This is a genomic window from Tenacibaculum sp. TC6, from assembly GCF_050606265.1.
In the GTDB taxonomy this organism is placed as follows: domain Bacteria; phylum Bacteroidota; class Bacteroidia; order Flavobacteriales; family Flavobacteriaceae; genus Polaribacter.
In genome coordinates, this window is the sequence record NZ_JBOCUK010000036.1 from 17,304 (window position 1) to 31,106 (window position 13,803).

Below are 13,803 nucleotides of genomic sequence, written 5' to 3' on the forward strand. Positions count from 1 at the left end.
TACATGTAACAATTGAAAAACAATAAATATAAACAATGAAAAAAGAATACGATGTAATTGTAGTAGGGGCTGGTCCTGCAGGCGGGCAATGTGCTAGAAATCTTGCCAAAGAAGGACTTAGTGTGTTACTCGTAGAAAAGTATAATTCTTTTTATGATAATGATTTTTCCAGCGCAGGTATGTCATTAGAAGGATTCAATGAATTTAATTTCCCTGAAAGTATTGTAGGTAGGTATTGGAAAAACTTTACGATTCAAACTTCAAATGAGTTTGCCCAATGGAAAGGAGATACCCATAAAGGGGTGGTTTTAGATTTTGCGAAACTTAGAACTTTTTTAGCGGATGATTGTAAAGATAACGGAGGTGATGTTTTAATGGGCTATTCCTACACGTCAAAAGAATATACAAATGATGGGGTAATTGCTCATTTTTATTCAAAAAAAGAAGATAAAAAGCTAGCACTTAAAGCTAAACTTTTAGTAGATGCAACCGGACCTGCAAGAAAAGTTATTTACGAAACCCTAAAAGAGCAACCGGAAATGGAAACCAGTGCGGGGGTTGAGTATTTAATTGAGGTTGACGCGGCTGTTTATGACAAATTTAAAGACGATTTATTTTTCTTTTTAGGAGACAAATGGAGTTATAAAGGATATTCATGGATATTTCCTATGAAAGAAAATATTCTTAAGGTGGGTTCTGCTAAGTTACTTTATAAAACTCATGAAAAGTCAGCCGAATCTCTTAAACAAATTACGGAAAGAATTATTACGGATTATATGGAGGCTCCTAACTATAAAATAATAGATGTTCATGGAGGAGCTGTAAGAACTACCCGAAACTTCTCAGAAGCTTTTTACAAAGAAAGAATAGTTGCCATAGGAGATTCTGTTTCTACCATAAACCCTTTAGGAGGTGAAGGAATCCGATATGCCTTAAGATGTGCCAATGCGGTTACCCCGCATGTCATCAATTTTGTAAGAAAAGATAAAAATACCTTTAGTACTTACAGAAGAAAATGGCGTAAGAAATATTTGTTCACATGGAAGTTGTGCTTGTTTTTGTCAGATACCGTTTATTACGATTTTTCTGATGCTATTCTTGACGAAAAAATTAGAAAGTACAAGAAATTGGTAGAGGTAGATCAATTAGTAGATATTGTTTTTGAATTTAAGTTTACCAACCTGTTCGGAAGAGTACTATCTTATCTATGGAAAAAGATAAAAACGAAATTTTCTTTTACTACTACTTAACTAAAACAGCTCTTTGCACAACTGAGATAGGGTAACCATACACAAACGGAATTTCTTTGGTTCCCTTCCCTGTGGTTGTTTTATTCTTAACCGCAGTAAACAGAATTTCGAAATCCAGGCTATTATTAGTAAAACTCAAGCGGGTAGTTAACAAATTTCCTTGTACTTCAAAAAAGCTGTATAAAGTATTTGCTACATAGTTAGCAGGCAATACTATACCATTATTTTCATCTATCTCATAGAGACCTTTTGTCTTATCTTTTTCTATCAAGGTATAATTTCTCGGTTGCCCGTTATACACCAATTGATAGGTAAACACAGTCGTAGAAGAGTCGGTAGGTGTTAAATGAAATTCCATCGGAATTGTTTGTGTACCTTTAGCACTGTTAATAACCAACGTTCCTTTATACACTCCTAAAAAATCTTGTGGAAAACGCTGTGAATTTTGAGCCCTTATAACTCCCCATGAAAGAAGTAAAAAACATACGGTAAAAAAACGTTGCATAGTATATTGTTTATATCTCAAATGTAAACAATCTTAATTTATTTCGCTATTTTTGTTCCCCAATATGAAGCCCGTAGAGCAAATAAAACTCCCGATAGCAAAAGAAATGGAACTCTTTGAAACTAAGTTCAAAGATGCCATGTTGTCTAAAGTTCCCTTATTAAATCGTATTACCTATTACATCGTTCGTCGTAAAGGAAAACAAATGCGACCTATGTTTGTTTTTCTGGTAGCTAAAATGGTTTCCGACGGTGGTTTTGATGAACGTACGTATCGTGGGGCCTCAGTAGTAGAGCTCATCCATACGGCTACGCTGGTACATGATGATGTAGTAGATGATAGTAACCGACGCAGAGGTTTCTTTTCTATTAATGCACTATGGAAAAACAAAATTGCCGTATTGGTTGGTGATTTCTTACTCTCCAAAGGGCTCTTACTTTCTATTGACAACGAAGATTTTGATATTTTAAAACTCATCTCCATTGCCGTTCGTGAAATGAGTGAAGGCGAATTACTACAGATAGAAAAAGCTCGTAAGTTAGACATTACCGAAGAAGTATATTTTGAAATCATTCGTCAAAAGACAGCCACCTTAATTGCTGCCTGTTGTGGTATTGGAGCTGCCTCTGTAGGAGCCAACAATAATACGGTACAACAAATGCGTAAGTTTGGTGAATATATTGGAATTGCGTTTCAAATTAAAGATGATTTATTTGATTATACCGAAGATAAAATAGGTAAACCAACCGGTATTGATATTAAGGAACAAAAAATGACCTTACCATTAATTTACACCTTAAATAACGTATCTGAAAAAGACAAAGCTTGGTTAATTAATTCGGTAAAAAAATACAATAAAGACAAAAAACGTGTAAAAGAAGTAATTGCCTTTGTAAAAGCAAATGGTGGTTTAGAATACACTACTCATAAAATGCACGACTATAAAAATAAGGCCTTGGCAATTCTTTCTAATTTCCCGGAATCACCATATAAAATGTCCCTTGTTAAAATGATTGATTACGTGGTAGAGCGTAAAATTTAATTGATAACCGTCATTGCGAAGGAATGGTAATAACTGAAGCAATCTCTAAATCGGTAGTACTACACATAATCCAAACTCAAATTCAAAAGATTACTTCACTTCAGCCTGTCTTGAGCGACAGTCGAAAGGCTCATAATGTCGTTAACCGATATTGAAAAAGAATTATAATAAAAGAAACTTTTTCATAAACTCTTAATCTTTAATATCAAATAACCAATCCTCTGATAAATCTTCCCATAGAGGGTTCTTTTCTATTATCAAATTTTCTTTTCTTTTTCTGTTCCCTTTCTTCAACTGTTTTTCTCTTAATACAGCCTCTTTAATAGTATCGAATTCTTCAAAGTAAATGAGCTTATCACAATTATACTTAGAAGTAAAACCTTTATAAAATTTAATTTTATGTTGATAAATTCTTTTCTTTAAATTACTGGTTACACCTATATAAATAACAGTATTATTTTTATTTGTAAGAAAATACACATAGCCTTTTTTCATATATGCAATTTACTTATTAATTTCAAAAAATTCTTTTAGTAAATGTGATTTAATCGGTTATTGAATTATCTCTTCCGAATCTATCCGACATTGCGAAGGAGCAAAAGCAACTGAAGCAATCTGTATATCGAGAGTTCCTAATATAATTCTAAACTCAAATTCAAAAGATTACTTCGCTTCAGCCTGTCTTGAGCGACAGTCGAAAGGCTCGTAATGTCGTAACCGATATTATAATTCCGAACACATCCGACATTGCGAAGGAATGGCAATGACTGAAGCAATCTGTATATTGAATGTTTTAAGCATAATCTTAGCTAATTCTCAACTGAAATTAATAGGAATATCTGTAAGCTCGCTTTTTCTCTAACCAAGAGCTAACCCCTCCTAATTCTCTAGCCTGATAAAAATTTTGTTCTTTTTGAATATAGTTTCCTTTAGAAGCTACATTTTTAACTTTTATAAACTTATACAAAATCAATTTAAAAATAGATTCTTTCACCTCATCATACGTAACTCCAAGATCACTATTAGTTACAATGACCTCTCTAATCAGACGATCAACCTGAATACATTCTGTATTAGAAACTAAGGTTTTAAACACAACTTCTTCCATAGATATTAATTTATATACCTACAAAATTAAGTACTCCACCTATAGAATAAAACGTGATATACGCAGATAAAAATGTAGTTTTCCGTAAAGAAATCAATAGAAGAAATTGTAACACTAACTAACCACTAACTCCTATCCCCTTTTCCCTAACTCCTAATTCCTATTTCCTACCCCCTCATTCCTGATTCCTGATAAATTACAAAGGACTCAAATGCTCCATACTCCATTGTTTGATTCGTATTAAATTTTCTTCTAACGACGCTCCTTTTGAGCTCAAACTATACTCAACTTTGGGTGGAATTACAGGATATACCTTACGTTCAACAATACCGCTTCTTTCTAACTCTTTTAACTGTTGTGACAGTATTTTCTGGCTAATACCATGCATCGCTTTATCCAATTCACTAAACCGCATTACTTTATTTTCCAACAGCAACCATATAATAACCGGTTTCCACTTTCCTCCTATTTGTTCCATAAATGTGGTTATAGGACACTCCATAGCTTGTTGGTATTTTTTTTCAACTTTTTTTTCAATCATTCCCCTCCTGTTTATCGTTTTTACAACTTTTTGGTTAGCCACTTACCCAATGGTAAGTTCTTGCGGTAAAGATAGCAATACTATACTTTTGATCTAAAAAAATAACTTTTATGAATACAAAAACCATAGTAATTACAGGAGGTACAACAGGTATAGGCTTTGCATGTGCCAGCTATTTATTAGCTCAAAATTACCGTGTAATTATTACCGGAAAAAACCCTGACAATGTTAAAAATGCTCTTGAACAATTAAACCATCAAGCTGTTGGCTATGTTTCAGACACTTCTAAATTATCTGATATTAATACTTTGGTAACTACGATTAAAACAACTTTTGGTACTATTGACGGAATTTTTATCAATGCAGGAATTTTTAAAGCAGCTAGTTTTGAAGCCACCACAGAAGAATTATTCGATCAAACTATGAATATAAATTTTAAAGGTGCCTTTTTTACATTACAACAATTCATTCCTATACTTAACAATCCGTCTAGCGTTGTACTAAATACTTCTGTGGCTGTTTTTAAAGCTTTTGCTGATACTAGTGTGTATACCGCCAGCAAAGCTGCTTTAGAAAGTATAGCTCAAGTATTAAATATAGAGTTGGCAAACAAAGGCATTCGTGTAAACATGGTAAGTCCCGGAGTTACCAAAACACCTATTCAAAAAAAATCAGGTATGAGTGATGAGGCCATTACTAATTTACTCAATCATTTTTCAGAAGTTTCCCCTTTAAAAAGAATTGTAGAACCTCAAGACATTGCCCCAATAGTTGAATTTTTACTATCTGAAAAATCAATTCCTTTAAGAAATGAAAAAATGATTGTAGACGGAGGCAGTACTTTATAACACGCTTAAAAAGCAAGTAGTTTATATATTTTAGCTAGCATTTTTATGCTCATACAATTGAAAAATAAATAATCACAGAAAAGAAGTAAGCATTTTTTACTTCTTTTCTTTTTCTTCAGAACTAAGATTAAAAAATTATGTCGCTTAGCTAATTTTTAAGCTTACTTTTTAATACAAATTTTCTCTAAAACATCCGATGTAAACATTATAACAAAAAGCGCCTTTATATAAAGGCGCTTTCTTAAAGGTATTTTTTTATTCATTAACAGTTATTAATCTAAATCGTAATCAAAAATTAATGTTTTACCCACTTTAACTTCTAAAACCTTGTTGATAGACGCATTTTTATGTAAAAATGGTATAGAGTTTACATCTCCGTAATACGTAGACCAGTTTCCGGTTGAAAAATTATATTGATAATTTACACCGGGATCATAGCTTTTATCTACATAATAGTACTCAAAAGTATAATCATACGCTCCGGGTATCATATTAGAAAAAGAAATTTCTTTGTTTCCCACCCCACTAACCGTTCTTTCAATATCTCGGTCCGGTGTATGTACAATAACTCGTACATGCCCTGTGTAATGGTAATCCGGAATGTTAAAGGTAAATTTAATAGCTCCTGTAGATGAAGTGGTTCCTATACCACCGTTTACGTATTTGTACGAAAGTTCTTTTATTTCATCGTTTTCACTACATCCTACTGCAAATACTAAAAGGCTAAACAGTAAAGAAAGGGTTTTTAACCTAGCACTCATAATAATTATTTTTAAAAAATTAAGTATCCGGTAAAAATACCGCTTCTCTTCCCTATCAATGTTATAAACAAATGCTAAAAACATACTAATCATTTGTTAAAACTTATATAGTGTTTTTATATCTATTTTTTTAATGCTGATAACATCTTCCGTTTTCGTTTTTAGTTTTTCGCCTGCATCGTCTGCCCGATTTTGTTTTTCCGGAACATTGTACGGCTTGTACCCTTTTTTTATCTGCATATTTTGTAGAGACAGAAGTAGTAGTTGTAGTAAATGAACTAGAATGTGTTGCTGATTCTTGCCCCGTTGGTTTACACATTTTACAGGGGGTATATCCTAAATACACCGCCTTATCCAGTTCAATTTCTTTTTTAGAATATTTTAAAAAATTACAGGTATAGGTATGATATTTTTTTCCGGTTTTTGTTATATATACTGTTTGAGCTTTTACACATACAGATAACACAAAAAAGAACAGTAAAAATATTCTGTAACTAAACTTCTTGTCTTGTTTCAATTTTAAGGCATCATAAAGTTAGTAATCGTATTTTCAATATTACTGGGCAATTCAGCTCCGTACACTTCAAACTTTTTCACTCCCATAGTTTGCAACCAGTTTTCCCAGTATTTTTTAACTACATCTTTACCATAGGGATTTCTTTTTTTATCATGATTTACTAAACCTATTACTAGTACTTCCAAATCATTTAATTGTTCAGTAGCCGGAATAAACCCATAGTGGTTTTTTTCTAAAATGCTTTCCCATTTATTAGTAGTCAACCCGTTTAATCTTAAATTTTTAGGTGTTATATAAGAAGTTAAATTTTTATCTTTTAACAGTGTTTCTTCATGGTACATATACCCATCTGTTAAAATTACCAATACATTTCTGGTACACTCGTTTATACAATATCTTGTTACTTTTTCTTTAAAAAATCGCCAAGTATCTGACCCCGCATATTTTGCGCTTTTTTTTGCTATACTATAAATTTGCTTTGGTATCGAATCATATTTTAACTGTGCTGCTACAATATATTCTTTAGACAAATCCTTGGTAAAGGCTAGTTTTAATTCTTTTGATTTTTGATTGATCGTTTGGTCTGCCGGTTCCGGTTCAAAATATATTTGAATTTTATCATTCATTAAAACCAACTTTTTCTTTTGTATATGTTGCAAAAAGCGGTTGGCTATGATTTTAATATAACCTAAATCTCTCTGAAAATACTCCATGGTAGGATTGGGATATTTTTTTTCATCAATCCTATCTGACAAATCCAAAAGAATACTCACGTTTAAATTATTTTCTTTATTCTTTGTTAAATAATCAGGACAATCCGTTATTTCTTTATTTTCTAATATTTTTATATTTGTTTTTTTAGGAGCTACTTCTGTTTTACAGGAAACCAACAATGGTATTCCTATAAAAGCTATAATTTTTGTGGGTATGGTAACTAGTTTCATAATTTTACGATTGTGACAAGAAAATTCTGTGTTGAAAATCATTATTAGAACCTACCTCATCAATATGTACATTATACGCTTCGTTGCACTCAAAAATAAGTTCTTGCTTTTTATTAAGAGATCCGTGTAAATTTTGATTAATTGAAGTAATCCATCCTTGCATATATTCTGAAGCATATAAATGGTATTCTTTTACCGGAATAATAATTCCGTTAATTAATCGGTTTAATTCCTGTATTCTTCCTTTTATTGTTTCCATATTTTCTTTTAATTCATGTAACTTATTTTCAAGAGTATCTAAGTTTTCTTTTTCAATTTTAATTTTCCCCGTTCGCTCGTTAACAGCCATTTTTATTTTATCTTTTTCTTTGTGTTCTCTCATTACAAAATCAAATACCAATCCCCATATAATATATACTATAAAGCCGGCAAAAATAATTCCCCAAAAGGCTACTTTTTGAAAAGCTATAGCTAATGTAAATTCAGGTGAATCAATACTTTTGGTTAAGTCGTATAAGTTATTTTCTATCTGATATGCCAGTATGGCATCAAAAACAAACGTTACAATAAATAAAGAAACCACTTTAACTATGTTTGTTGTGTTTTTTACTTCACTAAACATGTGAATTAAAAAACCTAAACCCATAAAAACAAACGGAATAAAAGTTACAAACATTCCTTCTAAGGGTCCGTCTTGCCAAGCTTTTGAAAAAGCATTTGCATCTAGTATCGATTGAATAAGCCCATCTCCTATTTCAAATTTTTTAAAGAATGCCGAATAAGCTGTAGAAACGTAAAATGTAATTAAGTATAAGGTAATAGGTATTAGCAGAATGATGCCTATCCAGAATTTTACAGATGCGCCTTTTTTAGCATCAATTCCGTATTTTTCAGGATTGTTAGGTAAATCAGCTATTTCATTTTTTAAATTTTCAATAGCAGTTTTTCTTTTTTCAATTTTTTCATTAAAGTTATCTATAACAACTGATTTGGTTTTTATTTCGGTTTCTTTTTCAGCTTTTTCTAAATAATAAGGCTCATTGTACTTATCTTGTTTTAATTCGTTTTCTTTTTCTTCGTTTTGAAACTTAGCGTAAATTGCTTGCAAACAAATATGTAAAGCTGTTTTATCACCAAAATTTCGGGTGCTATCTCTAAAACCGGCTTCATGGTAAGTTTGTTTTCTTTCTCTTTCATCTAAATTAATTACTCTGGTGTTTTCTTTTTCTTGTGATTCATCAACTACTGTAGTTTGCACTAAATCTTTTAATTTTCGTAACATGATTTATAAGTCATTTAATACCTCATTTAAAGGAATATTTTTTTGTACTACATTTAATAAATACTCAGACAAGTCATCAATATTCTTGTCATCAAACCCAAATAACTTAATATATTTTTTTAAGGTATTACGCTCATTATCATCTACCTCTCCGTCTGCCCAAATCATTTGGCTTAATTGGTACAGGTAGGTTATTTTTTCGTTTATTGATTGCGGAATGCTTGTTTCTACAGTAGAAGGATTTAATAATAGAGCATCTAAAGCTTCTTTAGGAATCCCTCTTTCATTAGCAAAATCATAGAGCATTTTTAATTCTAAATGATGAAAATTATCATCTGTAAAGGCCATACTATACAACCTTAAAAAATGAGCTTTTAGCTCTTCAGAAATATCCATAATTAATTGTTTGGTTAGTTTATATAAAAAAGATTACAACAACCACTTACTTAGTATGAAACCGGTATAGTTTCTTTATACGTTGTTGTTCTATTTGAGTAAATTTTTAACGCTATAACTCAGGCTAACAATTACATTTACTCCTTTCTACATATACCTTATTCCTATTGTCATTATAATAATAACATCCTCCTTTAGGACCCGTATATAATGTTTTTCCGTTATGAGTTCCGCAAACCCATTCTTCTGCTAAATTGTCTTCTTCCGGACTACAAGAATTATAAAAAAGACCCAACGTTATAGCTAGTAGTATAATAGTTGTTTTTTTCATCTGTTTATTTCTTAACATTAACTTTTACAACCATTTTTACTACACGTTATCTTCTCTGTAGTATTTTCCCAATGATCTGAATGTAGATTGGTGTTTGTACCGCAACCAGTAGTTCCTCCTTTAAATCCTTTATGCACTTCGTCTGTTACTAAATGTTTTACTGCCATCGTTTTAAATTTTTATTGTTCTTAACTAGTCAAATTTAAAACCGATGCTGTTGGGAATTGTAAGGGAAACCTTATCGTGAAGTTTTTTTAGATAAAACCTGAATCTTTAGCTATTGCAATAAGGTGTGCAGTGTTATTTGCTCTAAATAAATCTTTTAGTTTTATTAATCTCTTTTCTATAGAGCTTAAGCTTCCGGGGTTTATTTCATTAGCCGTAAAATAATCGCTAATCTCCGGTTGAGATAACCCTTTAGCTAATTGTTTCATTAGTTCAATATCATACGGACTTATATCATTTTCATTAGATTTTTTAAGCGCTTTTTCTACCTGTACAGATACAAACGGGATAGTTTCTTGTGCTATATGTGCTATTGCTTTTTGTAAATCTTTAAGCCCTTCTCTTCCTTTACATACGTAAGCTTTTATACCGTGCTCATTAATAAGCCTTCTTACCATTTGTAACCTGTCTTCACCCGAATATACAATGGTGGGTATTTTTATCTTTTTTTCTTTTAATTTTTTTATTAAATCTTCACCGGATTTATACGTTTGCTCTCTGTAGTCTTCTTTGAATGATAAATCGGCAATTAATAAGTCATAAGGTTCATGATCTTGATTGGCTTTCATAATTTTTAAAAAAGCATCATCACAATATTGCACTTGATGTATGGTTGTTACCCCTACTTCTTTTAATGTTGACAACACTCCTTTGCTGGTGTCATCCATATCTTCTGCTACCAGTACTTTTTTATACATATTATATAGTAATTTTACATTTAAACCCTTTATTGGGTGCTGATTCAAATATAATATGTCCTCCAACAGATTTTATACGGTTTTCCGCATTCACTAATCCGTTTCTCTTAACAATGGTACAGCCTACTCCGTTATCTTTATAAATAATTGATACCTTATTTCCTTTTTCTTCAAAAGCTATCGTTACCAAACTTGCTCGGCTGTATTTATTCATATTAGTCATTAACTCTTTTAATGCTCTGTATACCATATTTTTTTTATGAATATTTACCGATTGCCAATTTATGGTATGTATGTGGTTGGTGATTACAGTTAAGTTTTTATTCTGGTAACTACTTACTAAATCCTGTAAAATTTCTGCAAAGTCAATAGTATCATCTATTACGTAATTATTTCTTGATATATCTCGTGCTTTATGATATATCATATCTAAATCATCTAAAATTTCTGTTGTTGAACTTTTTTGCCCTTGTAATTTTACCATTATTTGATAAATATCATTCGCTATTACGTCATGTACTGTTTTAGAAATGCGCCCTTCCGTTTGAATTACATTTTCTACCACCTTTTTCTTATTTTTTTCACGGTAAAAGAAATAACCAACTAATGAGCTTGATGCTACAAAAACAACTAAAAATTGATAGCTTAATAATTTTTTACTTTTACTTTCTGCTTCTAGCTCCTTTTCTCTAGCTTTAAGTTCACTTTCTCTGGCTTTAAGTTCACTTTCTCTAGCTCTCTTTTCCTCTTCTATCTTGTCATACTTTAATAAAGCAAACTTATTTGTATTGTTTTGAGTTACACTATTTATACTATCGGTTATTTTTTTATATTCTTTACTATATGTATCACTCCCTAGCTCCACTAATAATCCTAGAGAATTTTGTAAATATGAACTATTATTAAGTTCCTTGGCCAACTCTAAACTTTTTAATGCATATACTTTTGCTTTTAGCTGTTCGCCATTTTCCTTATAATAGGCTGACAAATGAGAATAACTTGTATAAAGTTTAGGATCTTCTTTCTTTTTTCTTATTTCTAAAGCTTGCAACATTTCATGCAAACCATCTTTCTTATTTATTTTTGATTTTACAACTCCTAAATTATCAACCACCATAGCAAGTATAAGAGAGTCATTTACTTTTATTGCTTTTTCATACGTTTTTTTCAATAACGGCAATGCTTTATTAAATTCTTTTTTCTCTTTATAAACATTTGAAATATTATTAAAAAGAATTATGCTATCACTCTGTGTTTTAGCATATCTAAACGCTTCCTTATATAGATTAAAGGCTTTATCTAAATTCTCCTGTTTTTTATACAAAATCCCCAAATGGTTAAATAGACTTATTTTTATCTTATCTAAATAGTTAGATTTTTCCTGCTCATTTATAACCTTAAGAGCTTCTATTGCATTTATTTCACTATCATCATAGAATCCAAGGTTTAATTCTATACTGGCTTTTCTAGATAAACAATAAGCTATTTTATCTTTTTCTTCTTTTTCTATTGCTAGTTTGAGATATTTATCAAAAAAAAGATAGGATTTATTCAAATCAGACTCATTAACATACTTTTGTGCTAACTCAGAATAGTAAGATAGACTATCTATATTATTTTGACTAAAAGACGGTAATACAACTATTCCTAATAAAAAAAAGAGGAATGATTTCTTTAATTTTTTCATTCCTCTAAAATATTAAATTTCAGCTATATTTTACATATTTCAGTTGTTAATTACCGGTTGGTGGCGGTGGCGGAGGGGGAGGTATAATTTCTCCATCTTCCCCGCAACAGTCTCCGTCTGCTTTTATAGTTTTACTTATGGTTGGTTGGTTTTCGGTTAAATCATCGTTATCTGTGCATGAAAATAACATTAGATTAAGGGAAACCACAAAAATTACTATTCCTATTTTTTTCATTTTGTTCTATTGTTAAAATTTTACATGAATGTTGCTGTTCGAGTCTTGCATCGAACTTGTTTATGCTGTGCTTAAACACGTTTTAAAAGGCCTTTTGAGAAGTGAGAGAGCAGAGTGTAAAGTGACGATGCACTTCTCGGTTCATGTTACAAAACACTCAACTCAACTGATAGAAAAGACAAGTAAACGGTAACCTTAAAAGCAGCTATTTGCTCATCAATTCTGACACAAATGAACAGAGAATCAATAGGAATCTCAGGAATAAAAAAGGAAAGAAAAGAGAAAGTTTCAGGAAGCTTTTTTCCTAAAACTTTCCGAAATTTAACCCAACCAAAAACCAAACTATACTATTTAAAACCAAACTATTATGCATCAAAAAATCGTAACATTAGCATTTGAAAAAACAAAAGACAGAGTAAAAAAAGAAGATGGAATTTCACTATCAAAAACCAAAGCAGCAGAATACTTGTCCATTTTTTTAAAAGATGAACATGGAGTTATTTATGGCGAAAAAAGTTTACGCCAAGTGTATAACGGTAATATTGATATATCACAACCGGAAGTTCTTAAAGGAATTTGTAATTTTTTAGGGTATAACACCTATGAAGACTTTTTAGCAGACTATAAAAAAGACAATAACCCGGAAATACCTACTCCTGAACTTACTATAGGAAAAAGAGGTAAAGGTATATTAGAATATTTAGCTAAACGAAGTAGATGGGTATATGGGGCCATGACTGGTATTATAATGTCTATTGGAATTTCTTATTTTTCAATACAACATCAACAAAAGATGATAAAGATTGAAGGTACTTGTGAGTATTCTTATTTTGACAAACAAGGCAACCCCAGAGTTTGGTACGGTAAAAATGCCCATGGTGATTTAGAATTGTTTACCTCCTACGGCTTACATCCTGAAACAGGAAAAACATTAAAACCCATAAGTAATTATATGATTAACAAATATATTTGCCCGAAATAAAAATAGTTGTAGCTTTTAATTTTTCTCCTTACTTCCCCTCTCAAAATAAGCACTAGAAACAATAAAAAAAGGCAGCATATCTATGCTACCCCAGCTGTTTTCATAACAGAATATTTTTAATTGTAATTTATTCTTTTAAAAATTCTGTGTTTTTATCAAATCTAATTCGTTAATCGTTTATTTTATATAATACTAAAACCTGTAACCATACCATTCGTCTACACATAGAGGTACTCCACCTAATTATGTAAAAACAATTCCTTAAAGCCGCGTACTTTTACTGTGTAATTAATTAACGCTGAATAGTTATTAGAAAAGGAGCAGTCCGGGGGGACATTGCTTCTTTTCTCATTTTATAGAATAAAAACAATACGTATGTGTCGTCCTAAAAAACCATTACAGTTTTTTAGTATGATTAAAGATATAAAATCTCTCAACAAACATGTGTTTG

18 protein-coding genes are annotated in these 13,803 nt (G+C 31.1%); 4 read left to right on the plus strand and 14 right to left on the minus strand.

Going from position 1 to position 13,803, the window contains the following annotated elements:
• Positions 1-35: 35 nt before the first annotated feature.
• A complete protein-coding gene (locus ACQY1Q_RS14985; RefSeq protein ID WP_431006138.1) occupies positions 36-1,250 on the plus strand; it encodes an NAD(P)/FAD-dependent oxidoreductase in 1,215 nt (404 codons plus the stop codon).
• On the opposite strand, the gene ACQY1Q_RS14990 is transcribed toward ACQY1Q_RS14985, so the two are convergent.
• A complete protein-coding gene (locus ACQY1Q_RS14990; protein ID WP_431006139.1) occupies positions 1,243-1,755 on the minus strand; it encodes a hypothetical protein in 513 nt (170 codons plus the stop codon). The genes ACQY1Q_RS14985 and ACQY1Q_RS14990 overlap by 8 nt on opposite strands.
• Before the next feature lie 64 nt (positions 1,756-1,819).
• On the opposite strand from ACQY1Q_RS14990, the gene ACQY1Q_RS14995 reads away from it, so the two are divergent.
• On the plus strand, positions 1,820-2,797 hold the full coding sequence (locus ACQY1Q_RS14995; protein ID WP_431006140.1) for a polyprenyl synthetase family protein: 978 nt from the start codon (positions 1,820-1,822) through the stop codon (positions 2,795-2,797).
• Positions 2,798-2,989: 192 nt separating this feature from the next.
• On the opposite strand, the gene ACQY1Q_RS15000 is transcribed toward ACQY1Q_RS14995, so the two are convergent.
• From ACQY1Q_RS15000 to ACQY1Q_RS15010, 3 genes are all read right to left on the minus strand, one after another.
• Entirely contained in the window at positions 2,990-3,292 is a 303-nt protein-coding gene (locus ACQY1Q_RS15000; RefSeq protein WP_431006141.1) for a GIY-YIG nuclease family protein, read from the minus strand.
• 331 nt (positions 3,293-3,623) lie between these two features.
• A complete protein-coding gene (locus ACQY1Q_RS15005) occupies positions 3,624-3,905 on the minus strand; it encodes a hypothetical protein (protein ID WP_431006142.1) in 282 nt (93 codons plus the stop codon).
• Between the two features lie 196 nt (positions 3,906-4,101).
• Complete coding sequence (locus ACQY1Q_RS15010; RefSeq protein ID WP_431006143.1) at positions 4,102-4,446, minus strand: winged helix-turn-helix transcriptional regulator; 345 nt, start codon at positions 4,444-4,446, stop codon at positions 4,102-4,104.
• Between the two features lie 110 nt (positions 4,447-4,556).
• Between ACQY1Q_RS15010 and ACQY1Q_RS15015 the strand changes: the two genes are divergently transcribed.
• A complete protein-coding gene (locus tag ACQY1Q_RS15015; RefSeq protein ID WP_431006144.1) occupies positions 4,557-5,294 on the plus strand; it encodes an SDR family oxidoreductase in 738 nt (245 codons plus the stop codon).
• Between the two features lie 272 nt (positions 5,295-5,566).
• Here ACQY1Q_RS15015 and ACQY1Q_RS15020 read toward each other — a convergent pair whose 3' ends face one another.
• The 10 genes from ACQY1Q_RS15020 to ACQY1Q_RS15065 all read right to left on the minus strand — a co-directional run bounded on the left by ACQY1Q_RS15020 (position 5,567) and on the right by ACQY1Q_RS15065 (position 12,370).
• Positions 5,567-6,055, minus strand: coding sequence for a hypothetical protein (locus ACQY1Q_RS15020; RefSeq protein WP_431006145.1), 489 nt, complete (start codon positions 6,053-6,055; stop codon positions 5,567-5,569).
• 130 nt (positions 6,056-6,185) lie between these two features.
• Positions 6,186-6,572: a hypothetical protein gene (locus tag ACQY1Q_RS15025; protein WP_431006146.1), complete on the minus strand. Its 387-nt coding sequence runs from the start codon at positions 6,570-6,572 to the stop codon at positions 6,186-6,188.
• 2 nt (positions 6,573-6,574) lie between these two features.
• Positions 6,575-7,516, minus strand: coding sequence for a hypothetical protein (locus ACQY1Q_RS15030; RefSeq protein ID WP_431006147.1), 942 nt, complete (start codon positions 7,514-7,516; stop codon positions 6,575-6,577).
• Positions 7,517-7,520: 4 nt separating this feature from the next.
• Positions 7,521-8,798, minus strand: a complete 1,278-nt coding sequence (locus ACQY1Q_RS15035; RefSeq protein WP_431006148.1) for a beta-carotene 15,15'-monooxygenase — start codon at positions 8,796-8,798, stop codon at positions 7,521-7,523.
• Between the two features lie 3 nt (positions 8,799-8,801).
• Entirely contained in the window at positions 8,802-9,194 is a 393-nt protein-coding gene (locus tag ACQY1Q_RS15040; protein WP_431006149.1) for a hypothetical protein, read from the minus strand.
• Between the two features lie 124 nt (positions 9,195-9,318).
• Positions 9,319-9,525 (minus strand): hypothetical protein, encoded by a 207-nt coding sequence (locus ACQY1Q_RS15045; protein ID WP_431006150.1) that lies wholly within the window; start codon positions 9,523-9,525, stop codon positions 9,319-9,321.
• Between the two features lie 17 nt (positions 9,526-9,542).
• Entirely contained in the window at positions 9,543-9,692 is a 150-nt protein-coding gene (locus tag ACQY1Q_RS15050) for a hypothetical protein (RefSeq protein ID WP_431006151.1), read from the minus strand.
• Between the two features lie 87 nt (positions 9,693-9,779).
• The gene (locus ACQY1Q_RS15055) at positions 9,780-10,448 is read right to left on the minus strand and encodes a response regulator (protein ID WP_431006152.1); all 669 of its coding nucleotides are present in this window, start codon (positions 10,446-10,448) and stop codon (positions 9,780-9,782) included.
• A 1-nt stretch (position 10,449) separates the two neighbouring features.
• On the minus strand, positions 10,450-12,135 hold the full coding sequence (locus ACQY1Q_RS15060; protein WP_431006153.1) for a tetratricopeptide repeat-containing sensor histidine kinase: 1,686 nt from the start codon (positions 12,133-12,135) through the stop codon (positions 10,450-10,452).
• 46 nt (positions 12,136-12,181) lie between these two features.
• Positions 12,182-12,370, minus strand: a complete 189-nt coding sequence (locus ACQY1Q_RS15065; RefSeq protein ID WP_431006154.1) for a hypothetical protein — start codon at positions 12,368-12,370, stop codon at positions 12,182-12,184.
• 367 nt (positions 12,371-12,737) lie between these two features.
• Between ACQY1Q_RS15065 and ACQY1Q_RS15070 the strand changes: the two genes are divergently transcribed.
• Complete coding sequence (locus ACQY1Q_RS15070) at positions 12,738-13,352, plus strand: hypothetical protein (protein WP_431006155.1); 615 nt, start codon at positions 12,738-12,740, stop codon at positions 13,350-13,352.
• Positions 13,353-13,803 lie beyond the last annotated feature (451 nt).